The organism is Hominisplanchenecus murintestinalis (assembly GCF_943193015.1).
In the GTDB taxonomy this organism is placed as follows: domain Bacteria; phylum Bacillota; class Clostridia; order Lachnospirales; family Lachnospiraceae; genus Hominisplanchenecus_A; species Hominisplanchenecus_A murintestinalis.
Window position 1 is genome coordinate 209,266 of record NZ_CALPCM010000001.1, and the last position, 22,578, is coordinate 231,843.

Genomic DNA, 22,578 nt, shown 5'->3' on the forward strand with positions numbered 1-22,578 from the left:
CCTTAATCTATGGCTCTTACGCCTTCTACATAAATATTAATTTTTTCTATTTCTAATCCGGTAAATTCTTCCACCCTGTATTTCACATTTTCATACAGATTCTGTGCCACGGCAGAAATGCTCACGCCATATGCCACGATTACATGGAAATTTAAAGAAATTTTATTATCAGCAATCGTTACATTAATTCCGTGCCTGAGGCTTTCCCTCTTTAGTAATTTCACCAAACCGTCTTTCATATTCACTGCAGCCATTCCTACGATGCCAAAACATTCAACGGCAACGCTTCCGGCATAAGTGGAAATCACGTCGGTATCTATCATGACCGTTCCAAGCTCTGTATCCATACGTCCTTTCATACTTGTAACCTCCTAATATCCTGTTAAGCTGATATTCTATCATGTACTTTTCCCTATTATACCCTGTTTTCCCCAAAAATGAAATATTTATTTTAGCTTTTTAGAAATGTTTGGCAAATTTCGAAAATTCGCTTGCAAAATGTATGTGTATCTGCTAAAATGTTCAGTGTTGTGAGCCTGTATACAGACAGGTAATTTATTTTCAAGGAGGTGCAGTCATGGCTAGATGTGCTATTTGTGATAAAGGTGCTCATTTCGGAAATAATGTGAGTCATTCCCATAGAAGATCAAACAAGATGTGGAAATCCAACATAAAGTCCGTAAGAGTGAAAGTAAACGGTGCCGCTAAGAAGATGTATGTATGTACTTCTTGCTTAAAGTCCGGCAAAGTTGAAAGGGCTTAAACGGCAGAAAACAATCTGGGCCTCTCATCCGTCAGCGGAATGAGAGGCCTTTTGTATATCCTGCATCAACAGCAGAATAGATTATATCCAATCAATAATACGATGGCGCATATAAGAATAGTAAAAAATTTATACGGGATGATGACTGCCAGAAGCATTCCGATGCCCATCCAGAACAGTGTATACCCTATAATGCGTTTCATGCACGCTCCTGAAGTACTTTTTACCATTATATGCGCCTGATGTCATTCTATCCCTCGATGTCCGTGAAAATGTCATCTACGGCTGCCTGTGCTGATTCTTTTTCTTCTTTTGCCGGTGTGCTTTTACTGTCTGTAAATCTGCTTACGAAATCAGGCACCATATCTAAAACTTTTGTAAGCCCGTCCTGATTCCTGACATTTACCAGTTTTGTGGTTCCGTTCTGGATAACCAGGATTGCGCTGGGAGTCATCTTGCCGCCCATTCCACCGCCTCCCCCGCTTTTCTTATCCTCGGATCTCGCGGAAGCTCCTACGCCGAAAGACACATCTACAAGCGGCAGAATGATAGTATCCCCGATGTGAACCGCCTCGCCGACGACTGTTTTCGTAGTGATAAAGCTGTTCATCCCTTTAAACAGGGAATCTACGGTTGTTTGAAAATTATTCTCTGAAGCCATGATAATTCCTCCTTATATTTGGTTTCCTATACAGAAAGGCTGCCGGAAGCAAATTTTCTGTATAACGTTCTAAATTCTTTGTCCCGGAACACTTTCCATGCTACTCTTACAAAATGCCAGAACCGGATATGTCCGCAGATATGAATCTGTCCTTCATATATAGCATGTTCGAAATCGGGTTCTAAGCGGACTTTATAACAATTTACCGGAAGCAGAAGATACAAAACTCCCGTGAGCTGCCCTGTTATTGCAGGGTCGGAAAAACCATACCGTAATTCCCCCTGTATCCTGTCCGGCTGTAAATGTTTCCATAAATATTTCAAATGCTGTCTGAAATGCGAGAATACCGTCTTTGCCAATTCAGAGCGCAGCAGCCCGATAAAATCTCCGGTTTTCTGAAATATCTTTTTCAGCGTTTTCCAAAACTCTTGAATATTCCTGGGAATGTTTTTCAAAATTCCCAGGATTTTCCGCAGCATTCCGGAAATTTTTCTCCATAAATGAGACAGTTTTTCCGGTACGCGTTTAAACCAGGATGTTTGTCTGCATAGTTTTAGTTCATCCGGCTGTTTTTGCTCTATTGCCTTTTCTGTATCGTACGTGTCCCGGGATTTCGGGGGACAGTCCGTCTGTATTTCCGGTTCGGGAGATTTTTTCCTGTCAGTTCCGGGCAAGTTATTTTTTTTCATTTTTTTTTGCCGCTTTGGTTTTTCAAGCTTTTTTTTCAGCGGCTTTTCGAAATCTTCTGACTCTGTAGGAAGCAGTTTCTTTTTCAAAAATAATATCCGAAACTCTACATAAGGCTTCGCATTCTGATATCCCCCGGAAATTGCGATAAGACGAAGCAGCCAGGTGAATTTTCCCTTAATCAGGACGCCTCCCGTATCTTTTTGGACAGTCAGACGGTAACGCAGCGGTACAAAAAGCACAAAAAGCAGGGCCAGCAGGAGAAAAAGCAAAAGCGCTGCCAGAAGGATTCCCAGTATTTTTAGTATTGCCAAGATAATATGTAGCATATTCTCACTCCTGTAGCTCTTTTTCTTTGCTTACGCTTCCTTCTTTTTGTTTCAGATATTCGGGAATGTTGGTGTTGCCTGCCTGCGCGCAGGTTTCGGCCAGCATTTCCTGAACGATATCTACTGCCTCGTCATACCCTTTTGCTATCCCTACAATCATAGGAAGATTCCGCCTCACGGCAGGCAATTTCAGATATGCTGAATGGATGATATCCAGCATATCCTGCCCGTTCGCGGCGAGCGTAATCAGGTAAATGTCAATCTGTCCCGCGTTTCTTTTTAATTTCCGGATAATTTTTTCAGCCTTGGGCTTTGCCCTGTCGCCGATATAAAGTTTCGAATACCATTCCATATTTACGTCTGTTTCAACCTTTCCTCAATGGCGTCCACCACGGTTTTCAGTACCTTAATCCTGGCATAGTATTTGTCGTTCCCTTCCACAATCACCCAAGGGGCATACGTTGTAGAAGTACGGATCAGCATTTCATCTACCGCTTCTTCATAAGCATCCCATTTTTCACGGTTCCGCCAGTCCTCGTCCGTGATTTTCCATTGCTTTTCGGGTATGGACATGCGCTCCTGAAAACGGCGTTCCTGCTCATCCTTATCAATGTGCATCCAGAATTTGATAACGATTGCCCCTGCGTTTGCGATATGCTCTTCCATGTCATTTATTTCTTTGTAAGCCCGCTGCCATTCCTCACAGGTGCAGAAGCCTTCGATACGCTCCACCATAACCCTTCCATACCAGGTTCTGTCAAAAATAGCTATATGACCCGCTTTCGGCATGTTCTGCCAGAATCTCCACAGATAATGATGCGTCTTTTCAATATCATTTGGCGCAGCGGTGGGATTTACTGCATAGCCCCGTGGGTCCAGGCACTTTGTCAGCCGTTTAATCGCTCCGCCCTTTCCGCCGGCATCCCATCCCTCAAAGCCAAGCACCACTGGAATCCGCCTGCGGTAAAGCTCGCTGTGGAGGAGGGAAAGCTTTTTCTGGAGTTTTTTCAAATGCATTTTATATTCTTCCTGTGTGTAAGACAGGCTGAGGTCAACGCTGTCCAATACGGAAGCTTGAAACAGAGTTCCTGCTGTATGGCGTCTATTGGCAGACTCTGGGGTTTTCGCGGAAGCTCTCGCTTCCTCAATCTGTTTTTCCAGATGGCTTACAACTGTGCAAAGTACCTTTGCCGCAGCATATTCTTTATCCATTGCTTCCACTACGGTCCAGGGAGCGAAATCTGTATCTGTCTTTTGAAGCATTTCCTCATTCATCACTTTGTATTCTTCAAAATGCTTATTTCTTCTTAAATCTTTTTTTGAAACTCTCCATGCGGTTTCCTCATTTGCTAAAAGCTTATGGAATCTTTTCTTTTGTTCTTCTTGTGTAATATCTAAAAACAGTTTGATAATTACAGTGCCGCTATCAGACAGCATCTTCTCAAAGGATACGATTTCCTGGTATGCGTACCCAATCTGCCCTTCTGCCGTTAGTCCCTCAAACCTCTCAAGAAGTACCCTGCGGTACCAGCTTCTGTCGAAGATGGCAATCCGCCCGTCTGCGGGGGTTTTTGTCCAAAAACGCCACAGGAACGGGTGCATCTTCTCTTCTTTTGATTCCGGCCCGATGCTGTACACTTTGAACCCACGGGGATCCAGGGGCTGGATCAGCCGGTTAATCAGCGTTCCTTTTCCGGCAGCTCCAAAGCCTTCAAATACGACAATGACAGGGATGCCAAGCTCCCGGCATTCCCGCTGCAGCATCCCCAGACGGGCGGTCAGCACATTCATGGTTTCTTTAAATTCCCTCTTATCCATTTTCTTAGAAAGATTGATTTTTTCGAGCATACACACACTCCTTTCTTTGAAAAAATGGGCTGCGGCAGAATGTTCTTATGTTCTGCGGCAACCCTTCTCTTACCAAAGCAGATACCGCATTTGCCCAGACCGCCCGTTTAGGCGGTTTTTATTTCCTGCATTAAAAATACTTGCGGCTTCCCCAGAGATTTCGTTTCTTTAAATCCAGATATTCATTGTATGCGTTCTCCAGAATCATTTTTTCATTAGAAAATTTCAACAGATGATACGCTTCGTGAAACTTATAATATCCTGAATCTACAAAATATTCCTCACGTTGTGGTTTGCTGTAATAGCTGTCTGACATCATCAGATACCAGTGGACATCTTTTTCCACGGTGTCTTCCGGTACATTAAAGGTATATCGGCTTTTTCCGATATATTTAATTATGGAGGCCTGTACCCCTGTCTCCTCCAAGACTTCTCGCGCAGCGGTTTCCTTAAATTCCTCACCAGCCTCTACAGTTCCCTTAGGCAGAACCCAGCCCTCATACTTATTTTTATAACTCTTGTACAGAACCAGGATTTTACCACGAAATATCACCACACCGCCACAGCTCGTTGCCTCAATCATTGCAATTCCTCCTGTTATGCGTTGTGTCATTTTGACTGGTTTTAGTATAACTCGTTTTCCAGAATCATGCAACCCGTTTATAAAAACTCCTTAGGAGACATCAATAACCGCTATAGTAATTATTGTAATATGCGTCGAAAATCTGCTTTGCAATAGGTACTGCCGCAGAGCTTCCGGAGCCGCCGTTTTCAGCGATAACGGCAATTGCCAGCTCCGGATCATTTACATTCGTGTACCCCACAAACCAGGAATGGGTTTCTTTTCCGCTTCCCGTTTCGTACTCGGCAGAACCCGTCTTTCCCGCCGCACTGTAACTCTGTCCTGAAAGCGCGGATGCTGTTCCCTCTTCTACTGTTTTTTCCATAAATCCCCTGAGAATTCCTGCTTCATCCGCACTCATCAGTTCTTTGTATACTGTGGGCTTATTTTGCTTTACCATATTTCCGTCATGGGTTTCGATATGGTCGATAAAATATGGCCGCATCATAGATCCGCCGTTTGCTACAGTGGCCGTAATCAATGCCATCTGCAGCGGAGAAGCGACGGTATTGCCCTGTCCGATAGCAGTCATCATTTCTTCACCATAAGAAGCTCCTTTATCCAGCGTAAACAAACTCTTGGCAGAAGGAAGTTCTATAGGCAGGGACGTGTTGAACTGGAATTCCTCACACAGTTTCCGGAAATCACCGTCATCCAGATCCATTCCGATTTTTGCATACGCGCCATTACAGGAATGTACAAAAGACTCTTCCAGATTTACATGGCCGTGAACTTCCCCGCCGTAACAGGTAATCCTCACATCATCCTTGGAAATACTGCCGCCGCAGTCATAACGGTAACTCTGATAGTCGTCGGGATGTTCACGCAGATACGCAAGTGTCGTCATGATTTTAAACGTAGATCCGGGCGGGTACTGTCCCTGTGCAGCACGGTTAAACAGGGAACTGTTTGAAGAATCACTGATCAGGGAATCCCAGTCGCCTTCAATGGTGTTCGGGTTAAAATCCGGTTTTGAAACCATTGCCAGGATTTTTCCGGTATTCGGTTCCAAGACTACTACAGCTCCATTGTAAGAGCCAAGAGCATCATAACATGCTTTCTGGAGCCTGGAATCCAAAGTGAGAACCACATTGTCCCCTCGTACTTTTGTATCCAGATTTTGTTCCCGAATCTGGTCAAGTATCGAAGCATGGCTTGACATCAAATCAAAATTTGAAGCCGACTCAATTCCTGACTTTCCATTGGACGCATAGCCTACCACATGAGAAAACACATTGTCAAACGGATAGAGCCGTGTTTCATTCCCAGCTTCGTCCACGTTTGTTCCGGCAAGGATTTCACCGTCAGCAGAGAGAATGGAACCTCGGATAATCATTTCCTGCTTACTCTCCTGTTTTGTATTATTGACATGAGAATTAATTGCATCCGCTTTTTTCAGATTAAAATGTACCAGATACCCGGCTAAGGACAGAAACATAAACACAAAGATATAGCTGACCTGTACTAAGTTCCGGTTCCTGCGTTTTCGCTCACTGACTTCCGGCGGGATATCATCTTTAGGTTCTTTCTTTTTTTTAGGCTTTGGAGAAAGCTTCCGTTTCTTTCTGGGACGCTCTTCATCAATAGGGATATCGCGAATCTGGATATCCTCCGTTTCCGTTGTCGTAGTATTCTTCTTCTTCAAACCTGTTTTCCTCGTCTTCTCTTAAAATATAAAGTCCCTGGATAATGGAAAAAGATGCAAGGGTGCTCAAAAGTGAGCTGCCTCCGGTACTGATCAGAGGCAGGGTAACACCTGTCATCGGAATCATTTTCATCGCTCCGCCTACAGTTAAAAACACCTGGACTCCATAAAGGCATCCAAGACCAAACGCCACATACCGGTAAAAATTCTCCTCCAGTTTCATCGAAATATTTACAAACATGATAAAACAACTCATACAGATTAGAATCAGGCAGATGGCAAATATTCCCCCAAGCTCTTCTACGATTGCCGCAAACATAAAATCCTGGTCAACGATCGGAATTGCACCCGGTGAACCCTGGAACAGCCCCGTTCCAAACCATCCTCCCGCGCCGATGGCAAACAGCGCCTGCGCTACCTGGTAGCCGCCGCCCTCGTATTCTTTAAATGGATCCTGCCAGATTTCTACCCGTACCCGCACATGGCTAAACAGGAAATATGCCGCCACTGCCGCCACTGCGCCTGCGGCAAATCCTGCCAGAAGATATCGGATATCCTTTGTTGCCACGTAAAGCATCATCAGGTACGTGATAAAGAAAATCAGCGCGCTTCCCAAATCTGTGGAGATGACAAGAATTAATACATGAAAAGCAGCCAATCCGGTAGTTATCACGATATTTTTAAACTCTATGGATTTTGCCAGCATTCCGGCTGCGAAAAATACAAACAGGATTTTCACAAACTCGGAAGGCTGCAGCGTGATGCCGCCCACACTCAAAGAAAGCTTCGCCCCATAGGTAGAACGCGCGATTACTGCTACCACGCCCAAAAGCCCGATTCCCAGTACAGCATAAACCCATGCCCATTTCGTAAGTATCCGCATCTTACGTATAATCACCGGAATGATAAGGGCAATCACCGTACCGACAGCCAGTATGGTAAACTGTTTGGTAGACTGGTCATAGGACAGCCTCGTAAGCATAATAAATCCTATGGTAATCAGCATACACATGTTGTTGATAATCAGCTTTGAAGCCCGTGGATACAGATTCCTGAAAAATACCAGCGCTGCCAGCAGATATAGCACCTGCGCTCCATAAAAATATAAGAGCATCGGCCGTTCCATTTTCAGGTAAAATACCATAAAAGCGACAAAATGGATACAGAACATTACTACATTCTGCCGCAGGAACAGGAATTCCCGGGAGTCTTCATCCTTTTTCACAAAAGCAAGATAACACTGCAGGGTATACAGTACAATCAATGCTATCAATACATATTTTGAAATCTCAATAATCAGCCTTGTCACGTTTTCACCTACTCTACTCCACGTTTAAAATGTCCTCTGGTAAAATCTCCGAAATCATATTCTATATTTCGCCCTTCTACAAACTTTTCTGCAAAAGCCTGCGCTATGCCGGCTGCTTTTTCGGGCGGCTCTATCGTAAACGAAAGACGCAGCGATGCAGGAGCCAGGGCATCCAGCTCTTTCTTATTTCCGAACAGCGCCAAAGGAACATGATTATAAATAACATTATAACAGAAACTACAGCTGTTTTTCACGGGAAACCGCTTCCCTTTTCTGTCTTTTAGATAAAGAAAACCGCTCTGTTTCCGGCATTTGTCTACATTTTTCCTGACGCATTGGGCGGAAACCATCATAGGCAGGTGTCCATATACGAGAATTTCACTGTTTTTGCAGCCACGTACTGCCAGTTCCCTGTCATTTAATTCCAGTGGTGCGGTCGTCTGCGCGATTCCTCTCTCTTTCCAAAATTCTTCCGCATATCGGTTATAAGTATACATATTGTAATCCGGAATCCGTGCTTTTGTATAGCCGTATTTCTGCAGGAAGAAAAATTCTTCATAGTTTCGGAACAGTACGCCGTCAAACAATTCTAATGCTTTTAGGCTTTCATGCCCGCTATATAACGCCTTTGTATCTGCTCTGAAAATGCGGGGCAATACATAGTAACAGGATTTTCCGGCTGCATGGCAGAGTCCTGCCCATTTTTCCGCCTGTTCTGTGCGAAGCGGCGTTTCCAGAATTGTACATTCGATATAAATATTTGAAATACCGGGCACCTTGCACAGCGCTTCCAATTGTGCTGTTGTTTCTACAGACGCATTTAACCTGTGCGCTGCGCGTCCGGCATTGTGCGGCAGTTTCATCTGCGGTTTTTTTCCGGCATTATTCCGCTTCCATACCCCGGTAAGCTTACGTTCCAGTTCGTCCAGCGCTCTCCGGCGCAGCTCATTTAAACACTGCAGGGGCAGAAAAAGCCCATCTTCCAGATGTATTTCTAAATGTTCAAATACAAAAGGCGTATTTCCTGTTTTTTCTATCTGCTTTTTCACCGCCAAGGCGCTTAACGGGCGGTTTTGCGATACCTGAGGAACTTCGCCTTTTACACTTATGGATATTTTTCCCATAATTACGTTAAGTATAACAGGCTGCCCGCCCGAAATCATTAATTTCCCATTAATTTTTTCTTTTCTTTCTGTCTGTATATACTTGCGGTTCAATTCCGCAAGAAGGAATTCATCACGCGTGCGGTGGAGTATCATTCCAGGCTTTATTCCTCGCAGCTCTGCCTCACGCAGTTTCAGGCTCAAGGAAGCACCCTGTGCCGTATCCCCGGAAAGTACGGTATTCTCCAGCATATCGCCTTTGTGAAGCGGTTCCAGCGCCCGGACTGTGAGACTTCCCCGCCGGACAGCAGTTACCCGTGCTGCTTCAGTACCGAAATGGTTTGCCCGTTTCATGGACATCATTTCACGTCCATTTCTCATCTCATAATATCCCGTTGAAAATCCACCGCGGTTGTAGAGCGCCATCAGTTCTTTTTTATCATATTCAGAAACCTGATACTCTTTGCAGCCGTGAGCCAGTACAATGTCCAGGTACTTACGGTAAATCCGAACCACTCCCGCCGTATATTCCGCCCGTTTCATACGTCCCTCGATTTTCAGGGAATATACGCCTGCATCCAAAATTTCCGGTAGAATCTCCAGCGTACAGATATCTTTCGGGCTTAACAGAAAGCCCTCCCGTCCTTCTGCCTGATAGGGAAGCCGGCAGGGCTGGGCGCACCGTCCCCGGTTGCCGCTGCGCCCCCCGATCAGGCTGCTGGTCAGGCACTGTCCGGAATAACAGTAGCACAGCGCCCCGTGGACAAAGCTCTCGATTTCCATAGATGTTTCTCTGTGGATTGCGTTGATTTCTTCCAAAGAGAGCTCTCTGGATGTGACAATCCTGGAAGCGCCCAGGGATTCCAGAAATTTCGCCCCATCTGCGCCGCAGAGCGTCATCTGCGTGCTTGCATGGATATCCAGTCCCGGAAATGCTTCGCGGATATATTTCAATACGCCGATATCCTGGACAATCACCGCATCAAGCCCTTCCCGATAATACGGCAGCAGATAATCGTACAATTCTTCTATCTCTGCGTCTTTCAGCAGCGTATTGACCGTCAAGTACAGTTTGCTGCCGTGCAGGTGGCAGAAATCAATCGCTTTCAAAAGGGCTTCTTCAGTGAAATTTTCCGCATAAGCCCTTGCGCCAAATCTGGCGCCGCCTGCATAGACAGCGTCCGCTCCTGCCGCCACTGCTGCCTTTAAGCTTTCATAAGCCCCTGCCGGGGCAAGTAATTCTGCTCGCATAAATACCTCCGTATGCAAAAACTGTAACAGTTCGGATGCCTTCACTGTTATAAAAGGCTGCCATGATGATGACAGCCCTGCAATCCTTAATTATTTTTTTCTTTCAGCTCGGTTTCTAAACGGACAATTTTCTTTTGATATTCTGTAGATTCTTTCTGGTAATCTGCCACTGACTTTTCAGCCGTTTCCAGGCGGATCTGGGAGCCAATCAGCTCATGCTTTAAATCATACAATTCCTTATCCTTTTCAGCCAGTTCCTCCTCCAGCATCTCCGCTTGTTTCTTCGCCTTAAAATAGTCGTCAGCAATATTCAACTCCAGCAAAATACTTTTATTTTCCCGGGACTGCCGGCTATAGCCCTCCAGCTTTTTAAATTCAACCAGCTTGCTGTTGATATATGTAGCAACTTTTTGCAGATATTCCTCGCTCTCATATCCGCTCAAAGTATATATTTTTCCATCAATCAGTACTTCTGCTCTGTTTTTGGATGACATTCTTATGTTCTCCCTTTCTTCCGTTTCTCTGCATTCGGGAAAATCCGTCATGTTTCCCCATTCTTATTTATCATTATAAACGAAATCCTGAGAATTACAAGAATTTTATTTAGGAATTATAAGGCAGCCCCAAATGATGGTAAGTCAGTTCTGTCACGACCCGGCCTCTGGGCGTCCGGTTAATCAGCCCGGTCTTTATCAGATACGGTTCGTACACATCCTCTATCGTTCCGGAATCTTCCCCGATGGATGCCGCCAGCGTGTCCAGGCCTACAGGCCCGCCGCTAAACTTCTCTATCATGGACAGGAGAATATTCCTGTCGGTCTGATCCAGACCAAATTTATCCACTTCCAGCAAATCCAGCGCCAGGGAAGCCACATCTCCTGTGATATGTCCGTCATATTTGACCTGGGCAAAATCCCTTACTCGTTTCAGCAGACGGTTAGCAAGCCTGGGCGTCCCCCGCGAACGCTTTGCCATTTCTGCCGCGCCTTTTTTGTCAATTTCTACGCCTAATACCTGGGCAGAGCGGGAGATAATCGTTTCTAGCTCGCTTTCCGTATAAAATTCCAGGCGGTGTACCACGCCAAAACGGTCGCGCAGCGGTGCAGTCAAGAGCCCTGCCCTTGTCGTTGCCCCTACCAGGGTAAACCTGGGCAAATCCAACCGTATCGAGCGTGCAGCGGCGCCTTTCCCAATCATAATATCGATCGAATAATCCTCCATCGCCGGATACAGTACTTCCTCCACCTGACGGTTGAGCCGGTGGATTTCATCCACAAACAATAAGTCCCCTTCCTGGAGGTTATTTAAGATAGCCGCCATCTCTCCCGGCTTTTCAATTGCCGGACCTGATGTAATCTTGATATTCACGCCCATTTCATTTGCGATAATTCCGGCCAGGGTTGTTTTACCAAGCCCCGGCGGTCCGTAAAGCAGTACATGGTCAAGCGAGTCCCCTCGCTCCTTTGCCGCCTGTATATAGATTTTCAGCGTCTCCTTTGCCTTGCTCTGCCCGATATAATCATCCAGAGTCTGGGGACGGAGATTCGTCTCAGTGCGGATATCTTCTTCCAGTACGTCTGATGTGATAATTCTCTTTCTCATGGTTTACCCCTTTATAAAAATGACATATTTTTAAGAGCTGATTTCAGGATTTCTTCCGTCGTCATGCCCTCCGCGATATCTGCTTTCCTGACAGCTTTCAGCGCGTCGGCACTGGAATATCCAAGCGCTGTCAGAGCCTGTACAGCTTCGCTTACGGCGTCATTTTCAACTGCAGGTACAGGAGCGCCGGCCTGATTTTCGAGACGCTTTTCGAATGCGTCTTCCAGGCTGACCTTATCCTTCAGCTCCAGAATCAGCTTCCTGGCTGTCTTGGTTCCGATGCCCGGAGCTTTTGAAATCGTCTTGGCGTCATCTGCCAGTACGGCAAAACGTATGTCGTCCGCCGACATTACAGAAAGGATTCCAAGAGCTGCTTTCGGACCTACGCCGTTTACGCCCAGAAGCAGCTTGAATATCTCCATGTCGTCCTTGGATAGAAAGCCGAATAGCTGCATGGCGTCTTCTTTTACATTAAAAAAAGTGTGCAGCAGTACCTCGCCGCCGGCAGGCGGCATGGCTGATGCGTCCCTTGCTGTAATAAATATCTGGTATCCTATATCATGCACATCCACGATAACTTTCGTTTCGGTTAGATGCGCTACCTTTCCGCGTATGTATGCAATCATGATGATGCCTCCCTGTGGTGTGACGGCGCGTCGGAATCTGCCTCAAAAAAAGACACCAGTTGAAGTGCAATTTTTTTCAGTTCTGATTCTATTTCATCCAAAACGGACGTCCATTCATTTTTACTTATAAGAAAATTTTTGATGTATTGGTAACATTCATCATTTAGCATATTCGTTGCTTTTACTGCTGCATATGAATTCTCTGCCATGCAATCTTCCATCAGGTGTCTGAACTTTCGCTGCTGTTTCGGCTGATATCCGTCATCCTGTAAGCTTTCACATATCTCTTCCAGTTGTGAGCGTATAATTTCCCATTCTCTTGCCCGGGGTATAAGAACTCTTTTGATATCATTTAAGCCGATTTCCCGAATCGTATCTTTGCCAAGTCCCTGTCTATCAATTCCTTTTAGGCGAAACCTATTATTACGGCACACTCCAAGGAAATATTGAGGATTCGCTTTACACGGATTCAGGAGTTTTTTATCATAACTGTTTTTCTGCCTATTGCATCGCAGACATGATGGAAATAAATTTTCCCATTCCACCACTTTATTCTCATAAGCCGTTTTTGGCAGGAAATGATCGATTGTCGCATCCTTAGACTCCTCTTCCAGCAAACATTCACAATAAACACATTTTCCGTAACTCATCTTCAATAGCGCTTCTTTTAATGGCTTTTTTATTTTTGGTGAATTCCATACATCTTTATGGTTATTATTTCTATATAGCTCTGTCAGCTCCATCAGAATTTCATCTGTCAATTCTTTCGGTTTTTTTCCTCTAGTCAATTTTATCATCTACAGCGATCATCTCCATATCCATATCTAATACTTTTCTTTCATAGCTTTCAGGATGTGCCATGCGAACTAATTGTTCATAGAGCCGTCTGGCATTGCCGAGTTCTTCTTCATCTACAGCATTTGTAAACTGCTGTAATAAATTACAGAACTTGGGCGTTCTGGCCTCAACTCCCATTTTGGCTTCCTGTATTTCCTCTATGCTCCACCCATTATAACTTCCTGCTTCATCTGCATACTTCATTTCACTGATATCAAATAGTTCATCTGCATTCAAGGATTGTATAATAAACGGGGAATGTGTGGATACAATGAACTGACAATTCGGAAAAGTCCTTTTCAAATCTTCCACAATACTTTTTTGCCACTTCGGGTGTAAATGCAAATCCAACTCATCGATCAAAATCACCGCTTCTTCTTCTAATGGATTGTCAGAGACAGGATTAGCCTGTGCAAGTCGTTTTGCAATATCTGCAGTAACGGATAAAACTGCTTTATATCCCCCGCTCAACTGGTCAATTTGCAAATCAATTCCTGCTGCGTTTGTCATAACCATCCTGGACGGTGATAATTCTATTCGCAGATTACTATACCCTTTAATCATTCTTTCAAGAGCAGTACGCACACAGTCAAGCCTTGGGTTTCGGCAATGGGAATTTTGACGCAAATTTCTAAGTTCAATATCTTCTTCTGTTTTAAACCAATCATAAAAATCCCTGAAATAATTTGTATTATCAAAACAGTTCTTCAAAGCATCTTTTATCTCAAATTTTTTAATATGCCCTCTCTGCGGAATCCCCCGAAGAATTCTGTCTGTCCCATAATATAGCACTAACGGCAGCTGATTTCTGCTTAAGCATTCGGCATATTTTGCTTTCAATTTTTTAGAATCACTATATTCCTTATCTTTTTTTTCTATCCTTTTATCAAATGGTTCAATTGAAGAATTTCTTCTCTTATTCATCCAGGAATACCCTTCCCCATCTAATGTTATTTTAGCAGCAATCGCCGTTCCTGTCATTCCATACATAATATCGGTATTTGTTAAATCACATTCTTTCATTGCCTCCTGATTCACTGTACGCAGAATGGGGGCAAAAACTTTTGTGATAGATTCCAGGAGCGCGGTCTTACCGCTCCCATTATCTCCAATTAGAACAACAAATTTTTTATCCTCAAAAGAAATACGAGAGTCTTCTATATTTCTGAAATTAAATAGTTCCAATGCATTAATTCTCAAATGCTCACCTGCCTTTCCGGTAAAATTCTCATGTATCTAAGATATATCCCATTTTGATGTTGGTTTACAAAAAGGTTATAACACAATTTATCTTAACACATATTTGTTCGAAAATATACCCTTTTAAAAAATTCAGATTTTTCGTAACAGTTCAGCCCAGGACTTTGCACTTGCTGCAAAGTCTGTAAGAATACGTAAATTCAGCCAGAGAATCCAGCCCTTTGCGGTCAGCAAACTTTACATGGGCTGGATTCCGTAACAGTGAGGCCGTAGGCTGAACTGTTACGATTTTTCTGTTCTGTCTGCAAAAAGAGGATTCCGGAACAATCTTACATTCCGGAATCCAATAGTATATTCCATATTAATCTATCTCAAAAACTTTTGTGTATTTATAAGGCAGCTCTGAATAAGATTTCCCGTACATGGATCCTGTGTTTTTCCAGAACGACTCCCTTTCCGGGTCATATACCTTCCCTTTGATTTCCACCCAGCAGTGCTCATTGAAATGGTTTTTGTATTGATCCAGGGCGCGCCCTACTACGATTTTAGCATCATATCCCAGGCATCTGGCTAAAAATGCAAATGCGCAAGAATAGCTAAAACAGTTTCCACCACGTATCTTCAGCATATTACTGGCATATGCCACATCCCAGCCGTTGTATTTGGTGTCTTCCGAAGGATATGGAGAAACAGGAAGATAATGGCAGCGTAATAACCATTTGTAACATGTCCTTAATTTCTGGGAGCGAGTCATTTTCTTTTTGGTAATCTTGGCAATTATTTTTTTATAAAGCCGTTCCACAGCTTCCCGCCTTCCGCACCGATAAATTCCCTTCGAATCAATCCTCCGGGAGTTTACAATTTGATTCGTTACCATCCGGCCGTCTGATTTTCTAAAAAAACGTTTTGTTCTTCCGAAGCTGACCCATCCTTTTTGCTTTTTTCCATTTTTGTAAAAGTAATAATACCTTCCTTTTTTCTGCAAACCGTTCTTCTGACGGGAGATTTTCGACGCTGCCTCTGTTCGGATAGGTCTTTCACATAGACTGCTGACACAAAGCATCAAAATAATTGCAGTCATTAAAATCCATCTCTTATTTTCTGCACTCTTCATTTTTTCTTTCCAAATCATATTTTTTCTTTCTAAATCACATTTTACTACTATTTGTATGTTGAATAACGCGAAATTGTTCTATATAGCAGAATATTAACATGAAACAGAAAAGATAGCAAGGAGTTTAGTAATATTAATATAATTTTAATTAAATGCAGTATCTGTTGGAATTTTAATCGCATCGTTTCATCTTTCTTTTTCCGGCAATTTCTGCTTTTGACTGCATTTCGAGGCGATAGGGCGTTACGCCGTCCATGGGCTTCAAGATTCCATAAAAGCCGGAAAGGATTCGCAGATGTTTCTGAATATATTCGTATTGACTTTCTTCAAAAACTGCCGGAGCCATGTACTGGTACTGGATTCCTTCATAAGATAAAATCGCCGGGGTTAGCCCCCGGCGAAGCTCCATCTTTGCAAGGCGCTGAACATTCAGCTCTGCAATTTTTTCATTACAGTCCCAGAGTTTCCGGGACTCTTCAAAAGACAGCGTCTTCATCCACCGCATAATCTCTTCCGCATTGTCCAGAAAGACCGGAAGTCCCAGCGGCACGAGCGTGTCCGTATCTTCCTTCATTTTTTTTGCCGGGGAAATAATCAGCCTCATCGTTAAAGCCGTCCCAGCGCATCATTCATTTCCCGTGTATACCTGCTTTTGTAAGTCGGGAACTTACTGATACGGTACTTATAAAGCTTTTTGATAAAATCTTCATTCGTAGTTGTGTTTTTAATCTTTGCATCGCGCACTGCCATGGCTGCCGTTCCTGCACCATGCTGGATAGAATAACTGAATACAGTGCCGCGCACGACATATGGCCGGTTGGAAATGTCGATTCCCCACGCCTGAAGCTGTCTTTCTACAGGAGAATAATATTCCTGCATCGCAAACGCGTCCTGATAATTCTTAAATACGAACGGATACGTTTCGTAAATAGAAGTCCATGCTTTGTAAAATTTCTGATTATTCAGAAGTTTTGTCTGATATTTTGACGTATTGCTCCATTTTGCGTAAGGCTCAAATGCCTTAAATACTACGGGATCTTTTCCATAGCAATATTTTACCAGAGGAATCAGGGAGTACCGCCTGTCAAATTGATACTTTCCGCAGGCATTACCGTTGTCGCCGCCTACCTGGCCGTAGCCTTCGATTCCTGACTCATACAGGGTAAAAAACAGCATATCATCAGGAGTTCCCGAACTGCTGGCAATCTTAGTACAAATTCCATTTGCATTGATAGAATAAGCTACATTGTCAACGGTCACTACTTTGCTCTTCTGCATTACGCCGGCTTCATCAAAATAGTAAAGCCGGCCGCCAATGGAACCCATGCCTTTCGCAAGAGCTCCTGTCTTCCGCGTACAATAATATTTATTTCCCTGGTATGTACGCCATCCTTTCAGCAATGCGCCGCTGGGACTATTGAATAAGTACGACTGTCCGTCAATATCACGGATGCCGGTATAAACGCCCTCTCCCGTTGTGGCATAATATTTCTTATTACCAACACTGAACCATCCGAGTTTCAGCTTTCCGTTTTTTTCCGACAGATAAAAACGTTTCCTGTTCAGCTTCTGCCATCCTTTCAACGCAGCGCCGTACTGTTTTCTTCCGGTAGAAAAATAATAGTAATTCCCATTAATGACTTTCCACTTTAACAGCATTACGCCGTTTTCATCCAGATAATACTTTTTTCCTTTTAATTTCAGCCAGCCTGTGACTTTCTTTCCTTCCGGGGTATAATAATATCTTTTTCCTTCAATTGTCTGCCAGCCGCCTTTAAAGTTCGGGATTCTCTTCCCGTCTTCTCCGTAGAAATTTTTGCCTTTCCAGCGGTTTATGTATCGTGCTCCATTTTTTCCTACGTAATACTGTCCTATCTTTTTGTTCGTGCTGAGCATTCCGGCAGAATTATAATGATAATACTGCCCATTTTCTAATTGCCATCCGGCTTCTGCTTTTATGGGAAGCATTACCAAAACTGCAAAAAGAACCAGCAGACCAAGTGTGACATTTTTTTTCTTCATAAATAATACCTCATCACTTTTTTGGAATGTTACGGAATTATTAAGATTCTGAAGTTATTATAAGGCACTGTATCATATTTGTCAATTTGAACAGTGAAAAAAATTTTAGCGAAATACTGGAAAACGCTGAAAATCCTTTACAAGCTTTTTAAACCGCAGATATCCGGGAGGACACCTGCGGCTTAAAATTTACCTGTATTTTTACATTTTTATAACAGGAAATATTTTAAAATAAACAGAATAGTTAAAATATACATCACAATGCTTAATTTGTCTTTTTTCCCTGAAAGCAGGTTGATAATCACATAGGAAATGATTCCCATGGAAATCCCCTCGGAAATACTGTAGAAGAAAGGCATTGCAGCGATACAGATGAATGCCGGGATTCCTTCGCTTGCGTCTTCAAAGTTAATTTTCATCACATTGCCCAGCATATAAAACCCTACGATAATCAGAGCCGGAGCCGTCGCAAAGGATGGAATTGCCAGGAAAATCGGTGAAAGCAGCAGGGACAGTGCAAAAAGAACAGCCGTAGTCACTGCTGTAAGGCCTGTCCGCCCCCCTTCTGCAACGCCGGAAGCGCTCTCAACAAAGGTTGTTACTGTAGAAGTACCAAGTACCGCGCCTGCCGTAGTTCCTACTGCATCTGCCAACAGCGCGCCTTTGATTTTTGGAAGCTTTCCGTCTTTATCCAGCATACCTGCCTTTGTGGATACGCCAACCAGAGTTCCCAATGTATCGAACAAATCAACGAACAGAAATGCAAATACAATAACCAGCAGCTCCAGCACGGGGATTCCCGTAAAGTGGAACTTCGCAAACAGCGGGGAAAGGCTCGGGATAGAAATGCCGCCGCTGAAATCCGGAAGCAGCGAGTAAAAACCGATGTCCGGATTCGGAACGTATACGCCTGCGAACTGGCAGATGATTCCGAGCGCCCAGGTAATCAAGATTCCCCACAAAATATTTCCTTTTACATTCCTCACTACCAGAATGGCTGTAATAATCACGCCAATAATGGCCAGAAGAACGGTGATTCCCACGTCGCTAAACGCGCCAGCGCCATCATTGAGCCCCTGGAATCCTTCTAATGAAAACAGGGACAGCAAGGTACTGCCGCCGATAACAACCTTTGCATTCTGGAGCCCGATAAACGCGATAAACAGACCAATGCCAACGCTTACGGCATGTTTCAGTGTCATCGGAATAGCGTTGAAAATCGCCTCGCGCACGTTGAAACATGATAAGAAAATAAAAATAACGCCCTCAATAAATACAGCTGCCAGTGCAATCTGCCAGGAATATCCATACTGGAGAACAACGGTATATGCGAAGTACGCATTCAGCCCCATCCCCGGCGCCAGTGCAAACGGATAATTTGAAAAGATTGCCATAAGCATGGTTCCCAGGAAGGACGCCACAGCGGTTGCCGTAAATACGGCGCCTCTATCCATTCCTGCCGCTGACAGAATGTTCGGATTTACTGCCAGAATATACGCCATAGTCATAAAAGTAGTAACCCCGGCAAGGATTTCCGTTTTAACATCTGTGTTATGCTCTTTGAGCTTAAACAGTTTTTCAAACATTTATTTTCCTCCTAAGTACTTTGCTGCAGTCATGCCCTGTGCGGATTTCCGTCAGCAGCAGACTGCAGAGTTTATTTTTTCTACCTTAAAATTTTATCAAATTTTTATATTTTTGTAAATAAGAATTTTTAATCATTAGATAATGATGCATACCAGACCTCCGTTTGTCTCATTTACAATCTTTTTCATCGTATCCTGCAGCTTCACCTGGCTTTCTTCGCCAATCCGTGAGAGTTTCGTGCGGATGCCGTCATCCACCAGCTGTTCGATGGACTTTCCAAAGATGTTTGTATCCCAGATGCCCTGTTCACCCTTGCTTGTTTCTTTAATGTAGGCGATTAAGTCTTCCGCCTGCTGCTCGCTGCCTACGATCGGTGCAATTTCCGTTTCGATATCTGCGCGTATCAGATGTATAGACGGGCTTGCCGCTTTGATTTTCACACCAAATTTACTGCCCTGCTTGATGACCGTCGGTTCTTCAAGGGCGATTTCATCCTTCCTCGGCGTAATCACCCCATACCCGCTGCCCCGGACTGCTTCGATTGCCGTCGACACTCCTTCATACTCTTTTTTCAGTGCAGAAAGGTCACGAATCATAGAAATCAACTGATACTCGCCCTCGATGGGGACGCCCGACATCTCGCTGAGCATCTCATAATAGTATGTATCGTCAATCTCAATTTGTATCCGTGCGGTACCGCTCGAAAGTTCTACTCCGTCAAGCTTCATTTTTTTTGCAAATTTATTCTCGAATTGTACAGAATCTGCAGAAATATCGCGGATATGCTGCTGGTTCTTAAGCAGTTCACGTATCCCTTCAAGGAGAGACTCTTTGATTTCATGGTCTGCCGGAAGTGTTTCCACCCATTTCGGCACATAAAATTCCATTTTCACCAGCGGAAATTCATATAATATCCGCTCCAAAATCCTGTGGATATCATCTTTGCGGAGCTGTTCGCAGTTCACGGCCAGGGCGCTCACCTGGAACTCTGACTCCAGGTAATTCAATACCCTCTTTGCCTCATCTCCGTATGGTTTTTGGGAATTTACCAGAACCACAAAGGGTTTTCCTGATTTTTGCAGCTCGGTAATTGCCCTGCGCTCCGCTTCCATGAAGTTCTCTCTTGGCAGTTCTCCGAAACTCCCGTCACAAGTTACCACAACACCTACGGTAGAGTGGTCACGGATTACTTTTTCCGTGCCGATTTTTGCTGCCTCGGAAAACGGTATTTCTTTATCTGACCACGGTGTTTTTACCATCCTCTGTTCCGATTCATCATCTACCCCGGAAGCCCCCTCTACGATGTAACCCACACAGTCTACCAGACGTACTTTCATTTCCAGTTCCTCAGATAGCATCAGCCGCGCCGCGTTTTTCGGGACAAACTTTGGCTCTACCGTTGTAATGGTTTTTCCTTTCCCGCTGGTAGGCATTTCATCTGTCGCGATTCTTTTTTCATTCTCGGCCAGGTTCGGGAGCACCATTTCTTCCATGAATCTTCGGATAAAAGTGGATTTTCCTGTTCTCACGGGTCCCACCACGCCCAGAAAAATCTCCCCGCCTGTCCTTGCCTGTATGTCCTTGTATAAATTAAATTCTTCCATAAAGATTCCCCCTCGCTGTACTGATACAATATATGACGCGAGGGGGACGTTTATACATAAGAATCGGTTTTCATTTTACCTGTGATTATGCAGCAATTCATGCTCTTTCCCTTTCAGAAAGCCTTCATACAAGGAAGTAATCATCGGATTTTCATTACACTTTTTCACAACCGATACGCTGTCCGCATTGTAGATACCCTGCGTTCTGGCGTTTTTTGTCCGCTCTCCCGCCAGGCGCGGCTGTCCGCCTCCCATAATGCAGCCTCTGCGGCATGCCATGATTTCGATCAGGTGGTATTCTTTCTCGCCGCTTTGCACCTGTTCCATGACTTTCTTTGCATTTGCCAGCCCGCTGGCTACGCACACCTTGATTTCCATTCCCTCATAAGGAACAGAAAATTCCCGGATAAATCCTTCACGCCGCACTCCGCATTCTGCGATTTCTTCCAGAGTCGCCTTATCATGATCGGGCGCCAGCCTCCTGATAACTGCTTCTGTCACCCCACCGGTTACCCCAAAGATAACTCCGCCGCCGGAACCAAAGCCAAACGGGATATCGGATGCTTCCGAATCTAAGTCCGCAAAATAAATGCCCGTAGTGCGTATCATTTCTATCAGCTCTGTCGTTGTGATAACGTAGTCGGTATCCTTCTCGCCCTTTGTATAGCTGTCCGGCCGCTCCGCTTCCATTTTCTTTGCCGTACACGGCATGAAAGAAACCATCACAGTCGTTTTCCCTTTTCCGTTTTCCGGCTCTCGGAAATATTCTTTGACTACGGCAGACATCATTCCCTGCGGGGAACGGCAGGTCGATACATGTTCTTTGAAATCAGGGAATTGGTTGTCCACAAATTTCACCCACGCCGGGCAGCAGGAAGTGAGAAGCGGCAGTTTCCCACCGTTCTTCACGCGGTCAAGGAATTCTGCGGATTCTTCCATAATCGTCAAGTCGGCGCTGAACGTCGTATCATACACTTCATCAAATCCCATGCGGTGCAGCACGTTTACGATTTTCCCCATCACGCTCCTGCCCTTCGGAAGTCCAAAAGCATCGCCCACTGCCACCCGGACTGCCGGAGCTACCTGAGCTACCACGCGCACATTCGGGTCTGCCAGCGCATCCCATACCGCGTCTTTATCGGACTTGATGCTGATAGCCCCTGTCGGGCAGAATACACGGCACTGTCCGCAGTTCACACATTCCGTGGTGGCGATTGGCCGTTCAAAAGCAGTCATAACCATCGCGTCAGAGCCGCGGTTCGCGAACCCGAGTATGCCGACTCCCTGCAGTTCCTCACAGACGCGCACACAGTTCCCGCATAGTATACACTTATTCGGGTCGCGTACGATGGATGGAGAACTGATATCCAAAGGGCGTTTTTCTTTATAATTTTCAAATCTTACATTTGTTACGTTAAAGCGGTGCGCCAGGGTCTGCAGATTACAGTCGCCGCTCTTCACGCATGTGGTACAGTCCCGGCAGTGCGCCGCAAGCAGCAGCTCAATAATTAATTTTCTGTATTTTTTCAATTTCCCGGTATTCGTATAAATTACCATACCGTCCCGGGGTTCTTCCGAGCAGGATGCAAACATCCGCCCCCGGTCATCCTCTACCGTGCACAGGCGGCATGCGCCGAACGTGGAAAGCTCAGAATGATAGCAGAGTGTCGGAATGTCAATGCCTGCTTTCCGGATAATGGTTAGGACATTTTTTTCATCGGTAAATTCTACTTTTCTACCGTCAATTGTAATCGTTCCCATATTCGCC

Annotated in this window: 21 protein-coding genes and 1 pseudogene; 1 reads left to right on the forward strand and 21 read right to left on the reverse strand. The window is 44.6% G+C overall.

What is annotated here, in order from left to right; all coding sequences use genetic code 11:
- Positions 1-2: 2 nt before the first annotated feature.
- Complete coding sequence (locus NFR99_RS00950) at positions 3-359, reverse strand: Asp23/Gls24 family envelope stress response protein (RefSeq protein ID WP_120482076.1); 357 nt, start codon at positions 357-359, stop codon at positions 3-5.
- Positions 360-577: 218 nt separating this feature from the next.
- Here NFR99_RS00950 and rpmB point away from each other — a divergent pair, with 218 nt between their 5' ends.
- A complete protein-coding gene (gene rpmB, locus NFR99_RS00955; RefSeq protein ID WP_120482078.1) occupies positions 578-763 on the forward strand; it encodes a 50S ribosomal protein L28 in 186 nt (61 codons plus the stop codon).
- A gap of 65 nt (positions 764-828) precedes the next feature.
- Here rpmB and NFR99_RS00960 read toward each other — a convergent pair whose 3' ends face one another.
- The 20 genes and pseudogenes from NFR99_RS00960 to NFR99_RS01055 all read right to left on the reverse strand — a co-directional run bounded on the left by NFR99_RS00960 (position 829) and on the right by NFR99_RS01055 (position 22,571).
- On the reverse strand, positions 829-966 hold the full coding sequence (locus NFR99_RS00960; protein ID WP_168354714.1) for a hypothetical protein: 138 nt from the start codon (positions 964-966) through the stop codon (positions 829-831).
- 47 nt (positions 967-1,013) lie between these two features.
- Positions 1,014-1,424, reverse strand: coding sequence for a GerW family sporulation protein (locus NFR99_RS00965; RefSeq protein WP_120482080.1), 411 nt, complete (start codon positions 1,422-1,424; stop codon positions 1,014-1,016).
- A gap of 26 nt (positions 1,425-1,450) precedes the next feature.
- Complete coding sequence (locus tag NFR99_RS00970) at positions 1,451-2,440, reverse strand: DUF2953 domain-containing protein (protein WP_251352266.1); 990 nt, start codon at positions 2,438-2,440, stop codon at positions 1,451-1,453.
- 4 nt (positions 2,441-2,444) lie between these two features.
- Positions 2,445-2,792, reverse strand: coding sequence for a hypothetical protein (locus NFR99_RS00975; RefSeq protein ID WP_120482084.1), 348 nt, complete (start codon positions 2,790-2,792; stop codon positions 2,445-2,447).
- Between the two features lie 2 nt (positions 2,793-2,794).
- Entirely contained in the window at positions 2,795-4,288 is a 1,494-nt protein-coding gene (locus tag NFR99_RS00980; RefSeq protein WP_120482086.1) for a phosphate--AMP phosphotransferase, read from the reverse strand.
- A gap of 130 nt (positions 4,289-4,418) precedes the next feature.
- Positions 4,419-4,871 (reverse strand): NUDIX hydrolase, encoded by a 453-nt coding sequence (locus tag NFR99_RS00985; RefSeq protein ID WP_120482088.1) that lies wholly within the window; start codon positions 4,869-4,871, stop codon positions 4,419-4,421.
- Between the two features lie 100 nt (positions 4,872-4,971).
- Positions 4,972-6,555 (reverse strand): peptidoglycan D,D-transpeptidase FtsI family protein, encoded by a 1,584-nt coding sequence (locus tag NFR99_RS00990; protein ID WP_251352267.1) that lies wholly within the window; start codon positions 6,553-6,555, stop codon positions 4,972-4,974.
- On the reverse strand, positions 6,491-7,864 hold the full coding sequence (locus tag NFR99_RS00995) for an FtsW/RodA/SpoVE family cell cycle protein (protein WP_330642077.1): 1,374 nt from the start codon (positions 7,862-7,864) through the stop codon (positions 6,491-6,493). Before NFR99_RS00995 ends, NFR99_RS00990 begins: the two co-directional genes overlap by 65 nt.
- 8 nt (positions 7,865-7,872) lie before the next feature.
- Positions 7,873-10,218, reverse strand: a complete 2,346-nt coding sequence (locus NFR99_RS01000; protein ID WP_251352269.1) for a U32 family peptidase — start codon at positions 10,216-10,218, stop codon at positions 7,873-7,875.
- Between the two features lie 86 nt (positions 10,219-10,304).
- Positions 10,305-10,712 (reverse strand): cell division protein ZapA, encoded by a 408-nt coding sequence (locus NFR99_RS01005; protein WP_120482255.1) that lies wholly within the window; start codon positions 10,710-10,712, stop codon positions 10,305-10,307.
- 109 nt (positions 10,713-10,821) lie between these two features.
- Entirely contained in the window at positions 10,822-11,820 is a 999-nt protein-coding gene (gene ruvB, locus NFR99_RS01010) for a Holliday junction branch migration DNA helicase RuvB (RefSeq protein WP_120482095.1), read from the reverse strand.
- Positions 11,821-11,831: 11 nt separating this feature from the next.
- A complete protein-coding gene (gene ruvA, locus NFR99_RS01015; RefSeq protein ID WP_251352271.1) occupies positions 11,832-12,446 on the reverse strand; it encodes a Holliday junction branch migration protein RuvA in 615 nt (204 codons plus the stop codon).
- The gene (locus NFR99_RS01020) at positions 12,443-13,243 is read right to left on the reverse strand and encodes an HNH endonuclease (protein ID WP_251352273.1); all 801 of its coding nucleotides are present in this window, start codon (positions 13,241-13,243) and stop codon (positions 12,443-12,445) included. The genes ruvA and NFR99_RS01020 overlap by 4 nt, the downstream gene beginning before the upstream one ends.
- Entirely contained in the window at positions 13,227-14,483 is a 1,257-nt protein-coding gene (locus NFR99_RS01025) for an AAA family ATPase (protein WP_251352275.1), read from the reverse strand. Before NFR99_RS01025 ends, NFR99_RS01020 begins: the two co-directional genes overlap by 17 nt.
- A gap of 361 nt (positions 14,484-14,844) precedes the next feature.
- Positions 14,845-15,615, reverse strand: coding sequence for a transglutaminase domain-containing protein (locus NFR99_RS01030; protein WP_251352277.1), 771 nt, complete (start codon positions 15,613-15,615; stop codon positions 14,845-14,847).
- A 169-nt stretch (positions 15,616-15,784) separates the two neighbouring features.
- Positions 15,785-16,201, reverse strand: a pseudogene (locus NFR99_RS01035) (YaaA family protein); the annotation flags it as partial.
- Positions 16,202-16,203: 2 nt separating this feature from the next.
- The gene (locus NFR99_RS01040; protein WP_120482108.1) at positions 16,204-17,619 is read right to left on the reverse strand and encodes an N-acetylmuramoyl-L-alanine amidase family protein; all 1,416 of its coding nucleotides are present in this window, start codon (positions 17,617-17,619) and stop codon (positions 16,204-16,206) included.
- A 209-nt stretch (positions 17,620-17,828) separates the two neighbouring features.
- Entirely contained in the window at positions 17,829-19,205 is a 1,377-nt protein-coding gene (locus tag NFR99_RS01045) for an NCS2 family permease (RefSeq protein WP_251352279.1), read from the reverse strand.
- Positions 19,206-19,340: 135 nt separating this feature from the next.
- Positions 19,341-20,810, reverse strand: a complete 1,470-nt coding sequence (gene spoIVA / locus NFR99_RS01050; RefSeq protein ID WP_135974745.1) for a stage IV sporulation protein A — start codon at positions 20,808-20,810, stop codon at positions 19,341-19,343.
- Between the two features lie 75 nt (positions 20,811-20,885).
- Positions 20,886-22,571: a [FeFe] hydrogenase, group A gene (locus NFR99_RS01055; RefSeq protein WP_135974743.1), complete on the reverse strand. Its 1,686-nt coding sequence runs from the start codon at positions 22,569-22,571 to the stop codon at positions 20,886-20,888.
- Positions 22,572-22,578: the final 7 nt, after the last annotated feature.

What these genes read in the sequence shown, in the direction of transcription:
- NFR99_RS00950 (WP_120482076.1), bottom strand. Translation starts at nt 359, where the DNA reads ATGAAAGGACGTATGGATACAGAGCTTGGAACGGTCATGATAGATACC.
- rpmB (WP_120482078.1), top strand. Translation starts at nt 578, where the DNA reads ATGGCTAGATGTGCTATTTGTGATAAAGGTGCTCATTTCGGAAATAAT.
- NFR99_RS00960 (WP_168354714.1), bottom strand. Translation starts at nt 966, where the DNA reads ATGAAACGCATTATAGGGTATACACTGTTCTGGATGGGCATCGGAATG.
- NFR99_RS00965 (WP_120482080.1), bottom strand. Translation starts at nt 1,424, where the DNA reads ATGGCTTCAGAGAATAATTTTCAAACAACCGTAGATTCCCTGTTTAAA.
- NFR99_RS00970 (WP_251352266.1), bottom strand. Translation starts at nt 2,440, where the DNA reads ATGCTACATATTATCTTGGCAATACTAAAAATACTGGGAATCCTTCTG.
- NFR99_RS00975 (WP_120482084.1), bottom strand. Translation starts at nt 2,792, where the DNA reads ATGGAATGGTATTCGAAACTTTATATCGGCGACAGGGCAAAGCCCAAG.
- NFR99_RS00980 (WP_120482086.1), bottom strand. Translation starts at nt 4,288, where the DNA reads ATGCTCGAAAAAATCAATCTTTCTAAGAAAATGGATAAGAGGGAATTT.
- NFR99_RS00985 (WP_120482088.1), bottom strand. Translation starts at nt 4,871, where the DNA reads ATGATTGAGGCAACGAGCTGTGGCGGTGTGGTGATATTTCGTGGTAAA.
- NFR99_RS01000 (WP_251352269.1), bottom strand. Translation starts at nt 10,218, where the DNA reads ATGCGAGCAGAATTACTTGCCCCGGCAGGGGCTTATGAAAGCTTAAAG.
- NFR99_RS01005 (WP_120482255.1), bottom strand. Translation starts at nt 10,712, where the DNA reads ATGTCATCCAAAAACAGAGCAGAAGTACTGATTGATGGAAAAATATAT.
- ruvB (WP_120482095.1), bottom strand. Translation starts at nt 11,820, where the DNA reads ATGAGAAAGAGAATTATCACATCAGACGTACTGGAAGAAGATATCCGC.
- ruvA (WP_251352271.1), bottom strand. Translation starts at nt 12,446, where the DNA reads ATGATTGCATACATACGCGGAAAGGTAGCGCATCTAACCGAAACGAAA.
- NFR99_RS01020 (WP_251352273.1), bottom strand. Translation starts at nt 13,243, where the DNA reads ATGATAAAATTGACTAGAGGAAAAAAACCGAAAGAATTGACAGATGAA.
- NFR99_RS01030 (WP_251352277.1), bottom strand. Translation starts at nt 15,615, where the DNA reads ATGATTTGGAAAGAAAAAATGAAGAGTGCAGAAAATAAGAGATGGATT.
- NFR99_RS01040 (WP_120482108.1), bottom strand. Translation starts at nt 17,619, where the DNA reads ATGAAGAAAAAAAATGTCACACTTGGTCTGCTGGTTCTTTTTGCAGTT.
- NFR99_RS01045 (WP_251352279.1), bottom strand. Translation starts at nt 19,205, where the DNA reads ATGTTTGAAAAACTGTTTAAGCTCAAAGAGCATAACACAGATGTTAAA.
- spoIVA (WP_135974745.1), bottom strand. Translation starts at nt 20,810, where the DNA reads ATGGAAGAATTTAATTTATACAAGGACATACAGGCAAGGACAGGCGGG.
- NFR99_RS01055 (WP_135974743.1), bottom strand. Translation starts at nt 22,571, where the DNA reads ATGGGAACGATTACAATTGACGGTAGAAAAGTAGAATTTACCGATGAA.